The sequence below is a fragment of the Desulfovibrio sp. An276 genome (genome assembly GCF_002159665.1).
GTDB classification, from domain to species: domain Bacteria; phylum Desulfobacterota; class Desulfovibrionia; order Desulfovibrionales; family Desulfovibrionaceae; genus Desulfovibrio; species Desulfovibrio faecigallinarum.
Genome location: NZ_NFJC01000048.1, coordinates 1 through 16,756, shown reverse-complemented (window position 1 = coordinate 16,756; position 16,756 = coordinate 1). Strand labels below are relative to the sequence as shown.

Annotated in this window: 14 protein-coding genes; 9 read left to right on the top strand and 5 right to left on the bottom strand. The window is 57.2% G+C overall.

The window, feature by feature from the left end; genetic code table 11:
• Positions 1 to 301: 301 nt before the first annotated feature.
• The gene (locus B5F76_RS13360; RefSeq protein WP_162608856.1) at positions 302 to 1,186 is read left to right on the top strand and encodes a DUF362 domain-containing protein; all 885 of its coding nucleotides are present in this window, start codon (positions 302 to 304) and stop codon (positions 1,184 to 1,186) included.
• A 182-nt stretch (positions 1,187 to 1,368) separates the two neighbouring features.
• Positions 1,369 to 2,004: a thiamine phosphate synthase gene (thiE, locus tag B5F76_RS13355; protein ID WP_087355412.1), complete on the top strand. Its 636-nt coding sequence runs from the start codon at positions 1,369 to 1,371 to the stop codon at positions 2,002 to 2,004.
• A gap of 345 nt (positions 2,005 to 2,349) precedes the next feature.
• On the opposite strand, the gene B5F76_RS13350 is transcribed toward thiE, so the two are convergent.
• Together B5F76_RS13350 and B5F76_RS13345 are read right to left on the bottom strand one after the other, a co-directional pair.
• Positions 2,350 to 3,060 (bottom strand): hypothetical protein, encoded by a 711-nt coding sequence (locus B5F76_RS13350; RefSeq protein WP_087355410.1) that lies wholly within the window; start codon positions 3,058 to 3,060, stop codon positions 2,350 to 2,352.
• 59 nt (positions 3,061 to 3,119) lie between these two features.
• Positions 3,120 to 3,782: a hypothetical protein gene (locus tag B5F76_RS13345; protein WP_087355409.1), complete on the bottom strand. Its 663-nt coding sequence runs from the start codon at positions 3,780 to 3,782 to the stop codon at positions 3,120 to 3,122.
• A gap of 185 nt (positions 3,783 to 3,967) precedes the next feature.
• On the opposite strand from B5F76_RS13345, the gene topA reads away from it, so the two are divergent.
• The 4 genes from topA (at position 3,968) to B5F76_RS13325 (ending at position 12,391) form a co-directional block, all read left to right on the top strand.
• Positions 3,968 to 6,196: a type I DNA topoisomerase gene (topA, locus tag B5F76_RS13340; RefSeq protein ID WP_087355407.1), complete on the top strand. Its 2,229-nt coding sequence runs from the start codon at positions 3,968 to 3,970 to the stop codon at positions 6,194 to 6,196.
• Between the two features lie 333 nt (positions 6,197 to 6,529).
• On the top strand, positions 6,530 to 7,642 hold the full coding sequence (locus B5F76_RS13335) for an efflux RND transporter periplasmic adaptor subunit (protein ID WP_087355405.1): 1,113 nt from the start codon (positions 6,530 to 6,532) through the stop codon (positions 7,640 to 7,642).
• 19 nt (positions 7,643 to 7,661) lie between these two features.
• Entirely contained in the window at positions 7,662 to 10,838 is a 3,177-nt protein-coding gene (locus tag B5F76_RS13330) for an efflux RND transporter permease subunit (RefSeq protein ID WP_087355403.1), read from the top strand.
• Positions 10,839 to 10,849: 11 nt separating this feature from the next.
• Complete coding sequence (locus tag B5F76_RS13325; RefSeq protein ID WP_087355416.1) at positions 10,850 to 12,391, top strand: efflux transporter outer membrane subunit; 1,542 nt, start codon at positions 10,850 to 10,852, stop codon at positions 12,389 to 12,391.
• Positions 12,392 to 12,475: 84 nt separating this feature from the next.
• Here B5F76_RS13325 and B5F76_RS13320 read toward each other — a convergent pair whose 3' ends face one another.
• On the bottom strand, positions 12,476 to 12,742 hold the full coding sequence (locus tag B5F76_RS13320; protein WP_239407069.1) for a type II toxin-antitoxin system Phd/YefM family antitoxin: 267 nt from the start codon (positions 12,740 to 12,742) through the stop codon (positions 12,476 to 12,478).
• 226 nt (positions 12,743 to 12,968) lie between these two features.
• Here B5F76_RS13320 and B5F76_RS13315 point away from each other — a divergent pair, with 226 nt between their 5' ends.
• From B5F76_RS13315 to B5F76_RS13305, 3 genes are all read left to right on the top strand, one after another.
• The gene (locus B5F76_RS13315; RefSeq protein WP_087355401.1) at positions 12,969 to 13,682 is read left to right on the top strand and encodes a hypothetical protein; all 714 of its coding nucleotides are present in this window, start codon (positions 12,969 to 12,971) and stop codon (positions 13,680 to 13,682) included.
• Positions 13,683 to 14,076: 394 nt separating this feature from the next.
• On the top strand, positions 14,077 to 14,892 hold the full coding sequence (locus B5F76_RS13310) for a MinD/ParA family protein (RefSeq protein WP_087355399.1): 816 nt from the start codon (positions 14,077 to 14,079) through the stop codon (positions 14,890 to 14,892).
• 57 nt (positions 14,893 to 14,949) lie between these two features.
• On the top strand, positions 14,950 to 15,714 hold the full coding sequence (locus B5F76_RS13305; protein ID WP_087355396.1) for a FliA/WhiG family RNA polymerase sigma factor: 765 nt from the start codon (positions 14,950 to 14,952) through the stop codon (positions 15,712 to 15,714).
• Positions 15,715 to 15,804: 90 nt separating this feature from the next.
• Here B5F76_RS13305 and B5F76_RS13300 read toward each other — a convergent pair whose 3' ends face one another.
• Positions 15,805 to 16,461: a DUF3737 family protein gene (locus tag B5F76_RS13300; protein ID WP_087355394.1), complete on the bottom strand. Its 657-nt coding sequence runs from the start codon at positions 16,459 to 16,461 to the stop codon at positions 15,805 to 15,807.
• A gap of 161 nt (positions 16,462 to 16,622) precedes the next feature.
• Positions 16,623 to 16,756, bottom strand: a 134-nt coding sequence (locus tag B5F76_RS13295) for a transposase (protein WP_204218419.1), incomplete at its 5' end; no start/stop codon positions are given.

The window sequence follows — 16,756 nt, the reverse complement described above, 5'->3', positions numbered from 1 at the left end:
TACTTTGCGACTATACAGGGCGCTCAGGGCTATCTCATCATGCTATCCCTGCTGGAAACTGCCAGGCGGCGTGGAATAGGTGCTTTTGAGGCAATCAAACTATGCCAGGTTGACAGGGCTGAGGAGATTGTGCTTGCCTTCGATGCTGCCGCGTAACTTACGCTTCTACGACGCTGTGAAAAGAATAGCAGTCAGATAGTTGTGCCCTTTCACTGTTTGCTAGGGTATGACTGAATGGATACGATGGGGAAATGAAAGGGTGTCAATCACTGTTTGTCTGAAAAAATGCCCCTCCTACGGGATGGTGAGGGATGTCCTGCCGGACATGCTGGAAAGGGCCGGGCTTTTTGAAGGACGCAACCTTTGCGGACAAAGCATTCTCGTGAAGCCGAATCTCTTGCGCGCTCTCCCTCTTGCCTGCACAGAGCCAGGAGTGGTCGCGGCACTTTGCGCCTGGCTCAAGGACAATGGCTCAAAAGTGAAGGTTGCGGACAGCCCCGGTTTTGGCACTGCGTCTGGTGTTGCCAGGGCTATTGGGCTTGACAGGGCGCTTGCGCCTTTGGGAATAGCGGTCGAGCCCATGGGCCCCGGACGCGTGGTGCCCCTTGCCTGCGGATCCAGGATACGGATTTCGCAAACTGCCCTTGATGCGGACGCCATCATCTCTGTAGCAAGAGTCAAGGCCCATAGCCAGATGCGGCTTACTCTTTCCTGCAAGAACCTCTACGGCTGCGTGCCAAGCCTTTTCAAGGCCCTCTACCACACAAGGGAGGGGAACGAGCCGGAACACTTTGCGCGCATGCAGGCGGACATCTTGCGGGCCCTGCCCCCTGCAGCAGCCGTGGCAGACGGCATTGTTGCCATGCACGTGACAGGTCCTGCCCATGGGCAACCCTTCGAGCTTGGGCTTCTCGGTGTGTCGGATAGCCCGGTAGCCCTGGACGAGGCCATAGTCCTTGCCCTCGGCAAAAGGCTTCATGACATCCCCCTGCAAAGAGCCTTTTTGCAGGCAGGACATCCGGAAAGTGCCGCAGGCTCGCAGCAAAAAATTTTCCCCTTTCTCAAGCCGGAGGACTTTTTGCCAGAAGGTTTTGTCCTGCCGGATCACCTCTTGCACACCTCCTTCAGGCCCTTGCGCCTTGTGAAAAGCTGCCTGAAAAGGCTTTGGCTTGAGCACTTTGCCTGAGCTTCCCCGGGGGCTCTTTCGGTTTGGACAAGGGCAGGGGGCCCGGTTATGATGCGGCACGCCTCAAGAGGGGTTTTTCCCTGAAGCGGGAATCAGTCTTTTAGTACAACTTTTGAACTATAGCATAGTTCTTGCTTAGAACTATATCACAGCATATGGCTATCAGCCAACAGGGGGACAGTATGCCAGTCATTTTGCCGGGTGAAACCGATCTCTATGCCCTCACCGATGAAGGGCTCAGCCGCGGCCGCAGCCTCGAAGAAGTTGCCCGCAGTCTTCTTGGTGCGGGGATACGCATCCTGCAGTACAGGGAAAAGAAGAAAAAGGACGGGGAAAAGCTTGAACAGTGCCGCCTGTTGCGTCGCATTACAAGCGAGTACAACGCCTGCTTCATAGTGGACGATCACGTGGATATCGCCATGCTGTGCGGAGCTGACGGAGTCCATGTGGGGCAGGAGGACATTCCCCTGGCCGATGTGCGGGCCCTTGTTGGCACGAAGATGTGCATAGGCGTCTCCACCCATGCTCCGGAACAGGCAAGGGCAGCTGTTCAGGGTGGGGCGGACTACATTGGCGTTGGCCCCATTTATGCAACACAGACCAAGGAGGACGTGTGCGCTCCCGTAGGTCTGGAGTACCTTGACTGGGTCTGCACAAATCTCTCCATACCCTTTGTCTGCATAGGCGGCATCAAGGCCCACAACATCCATGACGTGGCAAGCCACGGGGCTAAGTGCTGCGCACTTGTGTCGGAGTTTGTGGCTGCAGACGACATAGCCGAGGCAGTGGCAAGGACCAGGGCTGCCATGCACAGCTAAATGGACGACAATGTGCTTTTCCTGCTCTTTTTGCAAAAACTATTGTGCGAGGCAGAAAAAGCACATACCCTGAAATCAGGCATATCCTCCGAATCAAAAGCCCTGCATGTGCGCGAACACATACAGGGCTACGGATTTGGAAGCGAACAACTTGTCCCCAGGGAGTAGCCTTCACTGGGGGCACACCAGTGCCTCAAGAATCTTCAGGAAGCGCAAAACAGCTGCAGTACGCAGACCGGCGAGAGTTCCAGCCAATTCCCTTGGGAGAGTTTTCGAGTTTTTCACGAGTACACAAAAGGAGGGCGGTTACCACAAACGGTATCCGCCCTCCTGATATCTTGCACTCTAGCGCCGCGAGCTTCTTTTGCGCGAGCTCTTTTTTGCGGACTTCTTGCGCTTCTTTGTGTACTTTTTCTTCTGCAGGGTCAGGGAGCTTGTCTTGTGTACCTCGGTGTCCTCGTCCGAGGCGGCAAGCTTTGCTATGTCGCGGGCAAGCGCCTCCTCAAGGGAGCGGTCCTTCAGAGAGTTTGCGCTTGAGGAGTGCAGGCCTATGCGCAGCGTGCTGCTGCTCATGGCGTTGCGCGCGGAAATGGAGCTGAGCTTCATGTTTGCCGAGGGCACGCGCCTGCGCACAAGCAAAAGATCCGCCACAAGCACGCCGCCCTCACCGAAAAGTTCCGGCAAAGGCGTGTCGTAGCCTGCCTTCACCACGCGCTCCATGTCCTCACGGCCTGCTTCGCCCTTGTAGAGGATCTTGAGAGAGATAATGCGCTCGGCAAGGCTTGGCTGATCCGTAAGCGTGAACTGCCGCTCAACCAGCATGCGCTCCAATCGCTCCTCGAACTGCCCTGCAAGATTCTTCGGATCACTGATGTTGAGGCTTGCTGACTCCATGTGTGCACTTTCAGCTGTCTGGGCGCTGATGGAACGCACAAGGACAAGGTCCGCGGGGATTGCCGGATGGGCTATTTCAGGACGCGGCCCCCTGGGGGCGCAGGCAGACTGGACAAGGCACAGAATGGCAAGGCAGACGGCTAACAGGTAACGAAGGCGCATTGTCTCTCCTCAAAAAAAGCAAGGACCAGACAAAATGTCTGGTCTTCAAAATGGTTAGGCTATTGGGCGCGCAGGCTGTTGACCATGTCCACGCTCAGCTGGTTCTTGAGTGCGTATTCTGCGTCCTGTCGCTCCATGTTCGTGGCACTGGCCGTGGTGCTGTAGGGGAGCGGGTTTGCCTTTTCTCCCCTGCGGCGCATGGTGACATCGCAATCGAGCTGCCAGGTGTATTCCGTGTCTGCGTCTGCGGCAGTGACGCCAAGGCCAAGGGCAGCGCCAATGCCTGCGCCTATGAGAGCGCCCTCGCGGTCTCCGGCAATGCTGCCTATGGCAAGCCCTAGGGTAGTTGCCATGGCAGTGTTGGCAAGGGCACGCCCGCCGTTGATCTTCTTGCCGCCTATGGCAGCAACGTAGAGATCGCGCACGGCAATATCTATAAGGATATCTGCATCCCTTGAGCTGTCTGCAGGGACGAGCCCGAGATCGCTTTGCAGCGAGGCCACGACAAGGGAGGACAAATCATCGTTGAAGTCCCTGGTGCCGCCAGTCACGCTCACGTACACGCTTTCGTTCTGTGAGGCAGGATAGGCGGGAAGGCCCTGGATTGTACCCCCACCGCCGTTTTTGGGATTTTGCCCTGCGCAGCCAAGCACAAGCAGGCAGAAAATCATGAGGGGGACGATGAGTGGCCAGGGGCCGTATGAAGCACGCTTTCCTTGCATGACAAGACCTCCAAAAGGGGGCAAACAGGCGAAAGATCGTGGAGAATAGCCAGGGAAAAAACTAGCAAGAACGGCCTTTTCTGTCCAGAAAGGCCAAAATCGCGCCATCTTCTCTTCTGCCCTTGACCTTGGGAAATTTTTTCGTATTCTCCCGCTGCAAATTCATCCGGTTTGCGGGAGGTATAATGTCTAAAAGCCTGATCATTGTGGAATCACCGGCCAAGGTCAAGACAATACGCAAGTTTCTTGGCCCGGAATACATGGTGGAAGCAAGCGTGGGACACGTGCGCGATCTACCCTCCAGTTCCCTTGGCGTTGACGAGGACAAAGGCTTTGCCCCCCACTACCAGATCATACCAGGCAAGGAAAAGGTGGTGAGCGAACTCAAGGCAGCGGCTGAGAAGGCCGACACTGTCTACCTTGCCCCAGACCCGGACCGCGAGGGAGAGGCCATTGCCTGGCACGTGGAAGAGCTTTTGCGCGACAAGGCAAAGGACATAAAGCGCATACAGTTCAACGAAATCACCAAAAGGGCTGTTCTCGAAGCCCTGAAGCATCCCCGCGACGTGGACAGGGACCTTGTCCATGCCCAGCAGGCAAGGCGCATCCTGGACAGGCTCGTGGGCTACAAGATTTCTCCCCTCTTGTGGAGAACAGTGAAGCGGGGCATTTCTGCTGGCCGCGTGCAGTCCGTTGCCCTGCGCCTCATAGTGGACAGGGAAGGGGAGCGCGAGGCCTTTGTGCCGGAGGAGTACTGGGTGTTTCGGGCCCTTGTGCAGGGAAGTATCGGCGAGGAATTTCGCCTGAATCTTGTCAAACACAGGGGCAAGAAGGTTGCCATAGGAAGCCTTGCCGAGGCCAGGGCCCTTGAAGAGGAAGTGCAGGGCAAGCCCTTTGACGTGACCAAGGTCGACAGCAAGTTGCGCGAGCGTCAGCCCCAGCCGCCCTTTACCACCTCCACCCTGCAGCAGGCAGCCAACCAGCGCCTTGGCTACGGTGCCAAGAGGACCATGGGCATAGCCCAGCGCCTGTATGAAGGCATAGAAATGGGCGACGGCAACGTCACGGCCCTTATCACCTATATGCGCACGGACTCCGTACGCATATCCGATGAAGCCCAGGCTGCGGCCGCGACCTATATAAGGGAGCAGTTCGGGGACAAGTACCTTCCGGGAGAGGAGCGCGTCTACAAGGCAAAGGCCTCTGCCCAGGACGCTCACGAAGCCATACGCCCGGTAGATGTCAGTCTTGTGCCGGACATGGTGCGCCCGAGCCTCACTGCCGAGCAGTACAATCTCTACAAGCTCATCTGGTGTCGCTTTGTGGCCTCGCAGATGGCCCAGGCCGTGTACAGGGACACCACCATCACAGCCGAGTGCGGGGAAACCCAGTGGCAGACCAAGGGACAGTGTCAGGTCTTTGACGGCTGGCAAAAGGTTTTGCCTGGCGAGAAGGATAACCTCTTGCCTGAGCTGGAGGCAGGGGAGAGCCTTGCCGTGCACGCCATCGAAAAGGAGCAGAAGTTCACCCAACCTCCTGCGCGCTATTCGGAAGCCTCGCTTGTGCGCACCCTGGAAGAGCTTGGCATAGGCAGACCCTCTACCTACGCGACCATTATCTCCACCCTGGAAGACAGGGGCTATGTGGAAAAGAGGGAAAAGGCCTTTGTGCCCACCGAGCTCGGGCGCGTTGTCTGCAGGCAGCTTCTGGAAAATTTCGCAAAGCTCATGGATGTGCACTTCACGGCCCAGATGGAAGGCGCCCTGGACAAGGTGGCAGAGGGCCAGGAAGGATGGGACGAGCTGCTTTCCACCTTCATGGACGATTTCAATCCCACCCTGGAGAGAGCTGACAAGAACATGAAGACCGTCAAGGGCGGCATGGAAACAGAGCTGCGATGCCCAGACTGCGGCGAGCCCCTGCTCATCCGCTTTGGCAAGGCAGGTGCCTTTCTGGCCTGCAAGGCCTACCCAACCTGCAAGTACAGCAGCAATTTCGTGCGCGACGAGCACGGCCATTTGTCCATAGCGCCTGTGCAGCAGATCGTGGTGGGCATCTGCCCCCAGTGCGGCTCGGATCTTGTGTTGAAGCGCTCCCGTACTGGCAGCCGCTTCATAGCCTGCTCCGGCTACCCGGAGTGCCACTACGCAGCTCCCTTTTCCACCCACGTGAAGTGTCCCAAGTGCGGCAAGGGCGAGATAGTGGAAAAGAGCTCGAAGAAGGGCAGGATTTTCTACTCCTGCTCGACCTATCCGGCCTGCGATTTTTCCACCTGGAACGAGCCTGTTGCCAGGGAGTGCCCGGAGTGCAAGAGCCCCTATCTTGTTGTGCGCACAACGAAGCAGGGAACTGTCCTTGCCTGCCCCAACAGGGAGTGCGGCTACACCTGCTCGCCCTCGGACGAGGACGAGTAGGGCAGGCATATCGGGCCCTGCCTCAGGGACAATAAGTTGTAAGTGCCTGAAACAATACATGTAACCGCTTGCTTGACTATGCTAGTACGCCGTACTAGTCTTTCGAGCTGTATTTCGGGGGCCTGTTTGCAGGGCCCAAAAAAATATTCAATCATGTCAAATGGTTACCTGAAAGTCATACGTCTTGTAACTCTTTGAAATTACATTGGAATTTCTGCCGTACTGACAAAAATTCATTTGCCTTTCCCCGTGAAGTGTGTTCTAGAGGGGGCGCACCTGTCACTGCCAGTATTTTGCTCGCAGAGCGAGCTTTTGTTAATGGAGAACTCCAGAATGCGACAATACCTTACCCTTTTGTGTGTGCTTCTTGTGGCTTTCGGTCTTGCCGGATGCGAGGACAAGGAACAGGCCGGGGGCCAGATGATCCCCTACGTCAAGGTCAAGGACATCAAGGCCAGCAATGTCCCCTGGCCTGCCGAGTACCAGGCTACCGCGGCCGGATCCCGCGCCGTTGAAGTCCGTGCCCGTGTGCAGGGTATTGTGGAGAAGCGCCTGTACAAGGAAGGCAGCTTCATCAAGGCCGGCCAGGTTATGTTCGAGATCGAGCCCGATCACTACCAGGCAGCCTACGATGAGGCAAAGGCAGCCTTCATGAACGCTGATCGCGAGTGGAAGAGAATTCGTCCGCTCTACAGGGCCAATGCCGTTTCCCAGCGCGAGCGCGATACAGCTCTTTCCAACTACGAGAGCACCAAGGCTGCCCTGCGTCAGGCCGAAATCAACCTTGAGTATTGCAAGGTAGTGGCGCCTGTTTCGGGGTACACTTCCAAGGAAGCCGTCACGGCAGGCAACCTTGTGGCCAACAACACACTGCTCACGACTGTCAACCAGACAGATCCCATGTTCATCGACTTTTCCATCGCTGCCCCGGAAAGGCTCCAGCGCCTGCAGCTTGAGAGGGAAGGTCGTCTCATGACTCCTTCCACGGGGATTTACGACGCAAGGCTCAGGCTCCTTGACGGGCGCATGTACGACAAGGCGGGCTATATCGACTTTATCGACAGCCAGGTTCAGCCCACTACCGGTGTCATCAGCGCAAGGGCTGTCTTCCCCAATGCGGACAATGCCATCATGCCCGGACAGTACGTGCGCGTATACATGGACGGCGACGTGCTCGTGAACGCGGTGCTCATTCCCCAGACCAGTGTGACAATTACCGAAGACGGCACCTTTGTCATGATTGTGGGCGAAAAGAACATAGTGAAACGCGTCAAGGTGAGCCTCGGACCCGCCATAGAAAAGGACTACCTTGTCTATGAAGGCGTGAAGGATGGCGATCGCATCATCATCGATGGCATGCTCAAGGCCCGTGACGGTGCTCCCGTGCGCTACGACGATCCAAACGCCCCCGCCAAGCCCAAGACCTCCGCTGGCGGCGCGAAGTAGCGCTCAAAAGGTGAGTTAAATGGCTGCATCAGTAAGACCGAGCATATTTATCAGACGCCCGATTCTTTCGAGCGTCATTTCCATCATCATCACCCTGGCGGGCGCCATATCCATGACCGTCCTGCCTGTGGCCCAGTATCCTGACCTTGTCCCCCCAAGCGTCAACGTCCAGGTGTTCTATCCGGGTGCCTCGGCTGAAACCATATCCCAGACGGCAATAGCGCCCCTGGAAGTGCAGATCAACGGCGTGGAAAACATGCTCTACATGGCTTCCACAAGTTCCTCCGGCGCTGGCATGGGCACCATCAACGTCTATTTTTCCCTGGGCACGAACCCGGACATGGCCCTGGTCAACGTGAACAACAAGGTCAACCTTGCCCAGACCCTGCTACCACAGGAAGTCCGAAATCAGGGCATCAGCGTTACCAAACGTTCGCCCTCCTTCCTGCAGCTTCTGTGCCTGTACTCCTCGGACGACCGCTACAGCGACATCTATCTGGCCAACTACCTGGAAATCAACATCCTTGACGAAGTCAAGCGTGTGGCAGGCGTTGGTGATGCGTCGACCTTCGGTCCCTCGGACTACAGCATGCGCGTGTGGCTCAAGCCCGACCTGATGGGAAAGTACGGCCTGACAGTTTCGGATGTGGCCGCAGCCATAGCCGAACAGAACCAGCAGTTTGCGCCTGGCCGCCTTGGCAACACGCCCTCTCCCGCAGACAACCTCATGACCTGGCAGATCGACTCCAAGGGACGTCTGACTTCTGTCGAGGAATTTGAAAACATCATCATACGCACAGGCGAGGACAGCTCCCGCCTGCTTTTGAAGGACATAGCGAGGGTCGAGCTCGGCTCGCAGGACTACAGTGTTGCCGGCTACTACAACGGTCACATCTCCAGACAGGCAGGTGTCTATCTTCTGCCTGGCGCAAACGCCATTGCCACCGGCAACCGCGTGACAGCGGTTCTCGACGAGCTGCGCAAGACCCTTCCCGATGGCATGATCCTCGAAGCGCCGGTTGACACCAACGAATTCGTCATGGAATCGATCAAGGAAGTTATCCACACCCTGGTCGAGGCCATGATTCTCGTGTTCCTGGTCGTCTTCCTGTTCCTGCAGAACTGGCGCGCAACCCTCATTCCCTGCATAGCCGTGCCCGTGTCCGTTGTCGGTACCTTTGCTGGCATGCTGGCCCTTGGCTACTCCATCAATACCCTGACGCTCTTTGGCCTTGTGCTTGCCATCGGTATCGTGGTCGACGACGCCATCGTCGTACTCGAAAACGTGGAACGCATCATGTCTACGGAGCATCTGCCGCCCAAGGAAGCGGCAGCCAAGGCCATGCACGAAGTGACCTCGGCGCTTATCGCCATTGTGCTTGTGCTGTGCTCCGTGTTTATCCCCGTGTCCTTCATGGGCGGCCTTGCCGGCCAGATGTACAAGCAGTTCGCCATCACCATCTCAGTGTCGGTCGTGCTCTCGGGCATTGTGGCACTCACGCTGACACCAGCCCTGTGCGCAATCCTGCTCAAGCCCCATCACTCCGAACACATGCCCAGATTCTTTGTCTGGTTCAACTATTTCTTCACCAAGTGCACGCACGGCTATGTGCGAACCGTGCGCTCCGTGAAAAACTCGCCCGTTCGTTCCATGACCATAATGGCCGGTGTTGTGGCAGCCCTTGTCTGGCTTGCCTCCGTGACCCCGACCTCCATGGTGCCTAACGAGGACCAAGGCTATGGCCTCGGCCTTGTCTTTCTTGACGACGGCGCATCCCAGCAGCGCGTGGACAAGGTTGTGGAACTGGTAGAAAAGTTTGCCGAAGAGGAAAAGCAGAACATTGAGGGCACTGTTGTCATCAACGGCTTCGATATCCTGAGCTCCTCGGTCAAATCCAACTACGCAACCTTCTTCTTCTCCCTGCAGCCTTGGGAACAGAGAAAGGGAGCGGATCAGTCCGTTGATGCCATCATGAACCGTCTTCTGCGCCTGAACGCCATCCAGCCTTCCGGCGTGGTGCTGGGCTTCGTGCCCCCGCCCATTTCCGGCATGAGTACCACAGGTGGTTTCGAAGGCTATGTGCAGATGCGCCAAAACGACACTCTGGACGCTTTGGAACGGCACACCAACGAGCTTGTCCAGGCAGCCATGAAGCGTCCTGAAATCGGATCCGCGCAAAACCTCTTTACAACCTCGGCCCCGCAGATCTACGCAAACCTTGATCGCGAGCGCTGCAAGGATATGGGCATTTCCATTGCCGATGCCTTTACAGCCATGCAGGGCATCTTTGGTACCTACTACGTCAACGACTTCAACTACGTGGGCAGAACCTTCCAGGTTCGCTTGCAGGCAGAAGCCGAATTCCGCACGAAATGGGAAAACATCAACGACGTCTATGTGCGCAACAGTGCAGGCGAAATGCTTCCCCTGTCCGCAATCATGACGCTCGAGCGCCGTACTGCCCCGCAGGCAGTGGACCGCTACAACGTTTTCCCCGCGGCCCGCGTCATGGGCAACCCCGCCCCCGGCTACACCACAGGCCAGGCCCTTCAGGCCATGGAAGAGGTGGCAGCCGAAGTCTTGCCCGCAGGCTACAGCCTTGGCTGGGCCGGTTCCTCCCTGCAGGAAAAGCTCGCCAGCGCGGACACGGCCATCATCTTTGTCATGGCCCTGGTCATGGTCTTCCTGATCCTGGCTGCCCAGTACGAAAGCTGGTCCCTGCCCCTCGCTGTTCTGACTGCCGTGCCCTTCGGCGTGCTCGGTGCCTTCCTTGCTACCTGGGCGCGCGATCTTTCCAACGACGTGTACTTCCAGGTCGCCCTGGTGACACTCATTGGCCTGTCGGCAAAGAACTCCATTCTCATCGTCGAGTTCGCGGTCGAGGCCTGGCGTGAGGGACGCTCGCTTGGCGTGGCAGCCATGCACGCAGCCCGTCTGCGTTTCCGTCCCATTGTCATGACCTCGCTGGCCTTCATCCTCGGTGTTGTGCCCCTGGCCATCAGCACGGGCGCAGGCGCCAACTCCCGTCACGCAATCGGCACTGCCGTTATCGGCGGCATGCTCTTTTCCACCTGCATAGCAACCCTTTTCATCCCCTTCTTCTTTACGGCGATCATGAAGATTTCCCTGAAGCTTCGTGGAAAGACCGATCCCAACGAGGGTAGGGGAAGCGAAGAAGAGGAGGTTTCAGCATAGTGTTCTCCCATATGTCACGACTTCTTGTCTGCCTCGTGCTCGGAGTGAGCCTCTGCGCCTGCTCTATGGCACCGGATTACGAGCAGCCCAAGATGGACATTCCCGAGGCGTGGACAAAACTGACGCCAGCAACACAGCCCCTGAACATGGACTGGTGGACACGGTTCAACGATCCCGTGCTCAACGCCATGGTGGAAGAGGCGCTCAAGAACAACCAGGATCTCGCTGCAGGCATGGCGGGCATACGCTCCGCAGCAGCCCAGGCTGGTGTGGGCTCCTCGGCGCTGTGGCCCTCGCTTGGCGCAGGCGCGGATCTGACTGCGGAAGGTGCCTCCGAAAAGATGGCCAACTCGAGCTTTGGCCCGGGCTCCACCGCCTCGCGCTGGTACACGAACTACCAGGGTCAGCTTGCCGCAAGCTGGGAAGTGGACTTCTGGGGCGCTACCCGCAACAACTACACCCGTCTGACCAACATCCTGTTGCAGACAGTGCTCAACCACGAAGCCCTGCGTCTTTCCATCGCGGGTCAGGTGGCCCAGAGCTACTTTGCCATGCTCTCCTACGACATGCAGCTTGAGACAGCAAAGCGCACCCTGAAGACCAGGGAAGACGCGCTGCGCATCTACACAAGCCGCTATCGCCTGGGCGAGCTCACGGAGCTCGACTGGCAGAGAGCCAGGGCCGAAGTGGAGACAGCAAGGGCTACGGTGCACACCACCAACATCGCCCTGGACGAGGCCGAGGCTTCTCTCGCGGTGCTGCTCGGAAAGCAGCCCCGGGAGATCTGGCAGAACCTGCCGCGTGGAAGTCGTCTCGACAAGCTGCCGACCCCGCCGGTTCTGCCCGAAGGCCTGCCCTCCGATCTCCTTTTGCGCAGGCCCGACATCAGGGCAGCAGAATTCGGTATCATGGCAGCCAACTCCAGCATAGGCGAGGCCAGGGCCAGATTTTTCCCCTCCGTGTCCCTCACGGGCGCTCTGGGTACCTTGGCTGCGGCAGTGAGCAACCTCTTCTCCGGGCCTGCAGCCATCTGGAGCTACGGCGCCACAGTGTCGCTGCCCGTCTTCTCCGGCGGCCAGACCTGGTACAATCTGAAGAACGCAGAGGCGCTCAAGGAGCAGGCCGAGGCCACCTACAGGCAGACTGTCATGGAAGCCTTCCGCGACGTACGCACCTCCCTGACGGCCCAGACCGAGCGTGACCGCATCGTGAAGGCCACCCAGGCACAGGTGGACAGCCTGCGCAGGGCAGCCAACATTGCCCGCATCCAGTACGACAACGGCTACACCGACTACCTGACCGTGCTTGACGCAGAGCGCGAGCTCTTCGCAGCCGAACTCTCCCTGGCAACTGCCCTGCAGAACAGGCTGAGCTCTGTTGTGAGCGTGTGCATGGCCCTTGGTGGCGGCTGGGAAGATCCGGGTGCAAAGGCAAGCTTCCCCATCATTGACACCGATGAACTGGTCAACGCCCAGCGCAAGGGCACTGTGGGCATCAGGGCCGAAAATGCCGCTGCAGCTGCTGCCGAAGAGAAGGCCGCAAGCCCCAGATAGTGTGCTGATTTGACAGGATAAAAACAGGGGAGGACGACTGCGGGATGTACCCGCGGCCGTCCTCCGTTGATCTTGGGGTATGTATCACCCCTGTTGGTAGCCTGCCTTGCTAGTCCGCAAGAGCGTGCTCCTTGGGTGTTGCAGCCCTTGCTGAGTCAAGGCCCTCCCGCAGGCGGGAACATTGGCGGGAGAGTGCAGAAGATACAGGGTCTCCAGGATAGAGTTGTACTCCTCACGGGACATGAGCACCACGGAAGGAGCGTTTGGGCGGGTGATGATGAGAGACTCGTGGCAATCGCAGACGGGTGACATGACCTTGGCAAGGTTTTGCCTCACTTCGCTATAGCTCATGGGGCATGGTTTTCTCCTTTTGTACACGGGATGCGTACAGCAATCGTTTTTTCAACTCTTGTGCGTACAGGACAGTAACTGATTTTCTTCTTTTTTTCGCAACAGGCCTAAATGTTTTGTCGGGCCTGCCGACAAGTGTTCATGAAGCGGATGACGCGAGGGCATGACGGAAGTGTCAAATTTCCGACAGTCGCAGCTCCTACCATCCGCAGGGCAGGGGATGTTCATGAAGTACACGCATATAGACACAATACACCAGGCTACAGCAAGCCCGTATCATTGGGCAGCAGTCCTTGTCACACTGTTTGCGCTTGCACTTCTACCGACACTATGCACGTTTTCAACTACAGCCTTTGCTGCTCCGGACAGGGAAGCCGCAGCCACCACGGCAAAGGCCAGGGAGACAAAAGCCCAAAAGCCTGCAAAGGCTGCCAGCAAGGCTATAAACAAGGCCACCAGCAAGGCAAGCGGCCAGACACCCCCTAAGGGGGCAAAAAGTCAAACCTCTGACAAAAAGGTTCCAAGGGCTCAAACCTGGGCTTTCGGAGCAGGCCAGAGCGCCTCGGCCTGGGGCAACAGGGGCGTTGGCGGAGACGAGCTTTTCCGCAATGCTCTGCCCGAGAACAGGAAGAAGTTCCAGGGCAAGGGGGAGACCCGTACCTCGCGTGACACAGGGGGCTTGAAGCTCAGTGTGGACAGGGAGGACAGGCGCTGGGAAGCAGCCCCTGACAGCGGCCTGCAGCCGGACGAGCACAAGGCCATGGAAAGCCAGCACAGGGTGCGCGCCTTCGCCACGGTGAAGGACCAAAATCTCTCGGTTGGCGTAGGCCCTGAAGTCATAGTGAAGGACGAAAACCAGCCCCACAACGTTTTTACCAGGAACAACAATCAGCCGGATGTCGATGCCGGAGTAGGCATGCGTTTCAAGCTGGATTTCTAGATATCTCCAAATTCCCGTGCCCGGGAGGGCGTACCTTCGTGTACGCATTTGACAGGCGGAATCGGTCAACCGCCCTGTCAGAACTTCGATGGCCGGAAGGTCTCTGTCAGATTTCTGACAGGCCTTCCGGCCATCTTTTTTTGTGCCCTCAAAGCCCACTGTGATGCCAATTTGTTGAAATCAATGACTAAAACCAGGTCTGCCAGAGTTGAGTCGAAGGCTTTTTCCCCAGGGGAGGCACTCTACTGCAGGCTGAGAATGGGGAAAGATGGCGTCAAAAGACTGCTTTATAGTCAAAAAATGCTTGTAATTACAAGGAGTTAAGTTGTTTGGCACGGTCCATGCAATATCCTTCCTGTCCGCAACGGACAAAATTCCTGGAGGAGTAGAGAGCATGGCAACAACACCCAGAGTCTTCACAGTCACATCCGGCAAGGGTGGCGTGGGCAAGACCAATATTGCAGTCAATCTGGCCTGCCAGCTTGCGGCGGCAGGACAAAGGGTCTGCCTTCTGGACGCAGATTTCGGCCTTGCCAACGTGGACGTGCTGCTTGGCGTCACTCCCCCGAAGGACATCTTCCACCTCTTCCAGGCCCGCACGAAGCTTCAGGACGTTCTCTTCCCCACTGCCTACGGCTTTTCCATCCTGCCCGCAGGTTCCGGCTTCAGCAGGGTGACGGAACTGAAGACCACGGAGCGCCTGGAACTGTTGCACGCCCTCGAGCCTCTGGCAGACAGCCTCGATTACCTCATCGTGGACACGGCAGCAGGCGCTGGTGAAACGGTGCTCTACTTCAACATGGCAGCCCAGGAAAGGCTGGTTGTGCTTTGCCCCGAGCCTACCTCCCTCGCAGACGCCTACGCACTCGTGAAGACCCTGAAGGTCACACACGGAGTGGACCGCTTCAGGGTATGCGTGAACATGTGCCAGACCGAGAAGCAGGGAAAGCAGATTTTCGCAAAGCTCTATGATGCCTGTGACCAGTTCCTTTCCGGTGTTTCCCTGGACTTGGCAGGCATTATCCCCCAGGACAGCGTAGTTCGCGAAGCAGTCATGAAGCAAAAGCCCTTCGGGACCCTCTATCCCAGGGCCGAGGCCTCCAAAGCCATCGCAAAACTGGCGCAGAATGTGGGCAAGTGGCCGGGAGCCAGAAAGGCAGGCGGCAACATCCAGTTCTTCTGGAAAAGCATCCTGATGAGAAGCCGCTAGGCAAGTCAGACTGACACAGCACCGCAAGAGTCAAGGATTACACGAGGAGAAAGCACCATGTTCGCCGCTCTGTTCAAGAAAGCCAGCCCCTGGGATATGTTCGAGGAAGGGAAGAAGTCCTGGCAGGACTTCAACGCACGGGAACAGGAAGCCATTATCCGCAACTATATACCCAAGGTCCGCTATCTTGCCCAAAAGCAGAAGAGCCGCGTGCCTGCCCACATCGAATACAACGATCTCTTGAGCGCTGGCATGATGGGCCTTATGGAAGCCCTTGGCAAATTCCGCCCCGAAAGCGGCTTTGCCTTCACAACCTACGCCGAAGGCCGCATCAAGGGCGCCATGCTGGACGAGATGCGCCGTCGCGACCCTTTGTCCCGCGGAACCAGAGCCCTTGTGAAGGCCCTGCAGGAAGCCATGGACAGGTACGAGAACAAGAGGGGCAAAAGGCCCAACGAGAACGAGCTTTGCAAGCTGACAGGCCTTTCCCTTGAGGAGGTGCGCTCGGGCCTGCAGGCCATGGAGCAGCAGGTGACGACAGACATGGATCTTCTTGCCGAGACCTTGAGCAACGAAGCCATGGAAAGTGGCGGCACCCCCTTCAGGACAGCCAGCCGCAACGAGGTGGTCGCCAACATCCGCGCCATGCTTGGAAAGCTTTCCGAGCGCGAAAACTTCATCCTCTCCATGTCCTACATCGAGGAATACAGCCTGCGTGAAATCGCGGACGCCCTCAAAGTGTCTGAAGGCCGCGTTTCTCAGCTGCGCACCCAGGCCCTGAAAAAGCTGCGCGACCTCTACACAAGGAACTTTGGCCGCTAGGATTTCGGGCCAGTCTCCCGCAATGAATTTTTGCAGCAGGTTGCTGCAAAAATTGGAAAGGAGCGCAATACACTGTCAGGATTGAAAAAATCAGGCATTGGCCCCGTCAAACACGATTTTTGCCTTTGAGCGTGGGTCCGTGCGAATGAGTTCGTCGAGGTCAGGCAGCCTGATTGTGCCGGACAGGGGATTCTTGATGCTGTCCACTGACGTCACGATGGTCGCATCGATCTCCGAATTTTCGAAACACAGATCGCTGTCCACAACCTCGCAGTCCACGAGTTTTAGATTTTTGCAGTAGCAAAGGGGCTGCGAGCTCAGGATGCGGCAGTGGTCGAGCGTCAGGTGGTTTGAGTACCAGCCAAGGAACTCGCCGCGCAAAACGCTGTTTTTCACAGTGACATTCTGGGCGTGCCAGAAGGCATCCCTGCTTGTGATATCGCAAGCCTCGAAGACGCAGTCGTGCATGTACTGAAGAATGTACTTGCCCCTGAAGGTGACGTTTCGAGCGCTCACGTTGTGGGAGTGGAGCATTGTGTAGTCTCCCGCAAGCTTGCAGCCTTCCATTGCAAAGTCGCTTGCAAACCAGCCAAACTCGTTGGAAATGATGTCGCAATTGCGCACGCTTACATCGTGGCATTCGCGAAGAGCCTTGATGCCGTGCATCTTCGTGTCCGTGATCTCGATGTGGTCGGAGTACCAGAGGGCAGCGCGACCGTTTTCCGTAATGTCGCTCTTCCTTATCAAGCGCGCCGTAAAACCTCTCCCTTCAGGGGGAGGATATAAGGCGCCCCTAGTGTCTAAATCGAAAAGTCCGCAAACTTATATCTAGATGAAATCATTGAATTTCATTACCGAAGTAGTATGGCGAATTTTTGCAATTAAACACTAGCTTGGCAAGTTTGCCTTTAGTTGGGAGTTCTTTGGGATTCAATATACTGCTTAAGGACGGAGAGCGGCGCTCCACCGCAACTGCCTGCAAAGTAGCTTGGTGACCAGAGAGAGCCACCCCAAAGTTTCTTTTGGATGGAGGGATATCCTT

Bases quoted from the DNA above. Each gene is read 5' to 3' on its own strand.
- B5F76_RS13310 (WP_087355399.1), top strand. From the start codon at position 14,077: ATGGCAACAACACCCAGAGTCTTCACAGTCACATCCGGCAAGGGTGGC.
- B5F76_RS13325 (WP_087355416.1), top strand. From the start codon at position 10,850: ATGTCACGACTTCTTGTCTGCCTCGTGCTCGGAGTGAGCCTCTGCGCC.
- topA (WP_087355407.1), top strand. From the start codon at position 3,968: ATGTCTAAAAGCCTGATCATTGTGGAATCACCGGCCAAGGTCAAGACA.
- B5F76_RS13350 (WP_087355410.1), bottom strand. From the start codon at position 3,060: ATGCGCCTTCGTTACCTGTTAGCCGTCTGCCTTGCCATTCTGTGCCTT.
- B5F76_RS13330 (WP_087355403.1), top strand. From the start codon at position 7,662: ATGGCTGCATCAGTAAGACCGAGCATATTTATCAGACGCCCGATTCTT.
- thiE (WP_087355412.1), top strand. From the start codon at position 1,369: ATGCCAGTCATTTTGCCGGGTGAAACCGATCTCTATGCCCTCACCGAT.
- B5F76_RS13320 (WP_239407069.1), bottom strand. From the start codon at position 12,742: ATGAGCTATAGCGAAGTGAGGCAAAACCTTGCCAAGGTCATGTCACCC.
- B5F76_RS13360 (WP_162608856.1), top strand. From the start codon at position 302: ATGGTGAGGGATGTCCTGCCGGACATGCTGGAAAGGGCCGGGCTTTTT.
- B5F76_RS13305 (WP_087355396.1), top strand. From the start codon at position 14,950: ATGTTCGCCGCTCTGTTCAAGAAAGCCAGCCCCTGGGATATGTTCGAG.
- B5F76_RS13345 (WP_087355409.1), bottom strand. From the start codon at position 3,782: ATGCAAGGAAAGCGTGCTTCATACGGCCCCTGGCCACTCATCGTCCCC.
- B5F76_RS13315 (WP_087355401.1), top strand. From the start codon at position 12,969: ATGAAGTACACGCATATAGACACAATACACCAGGCTACAGCAAGCCCG.
- B5F76_RS13335 (WP_087355405.1), top strand. From the start codon at position 6,530: ATGCGACAATACCTTACCCTTTTGTGTGTGCTTCTTGTGGCTTTCGGT.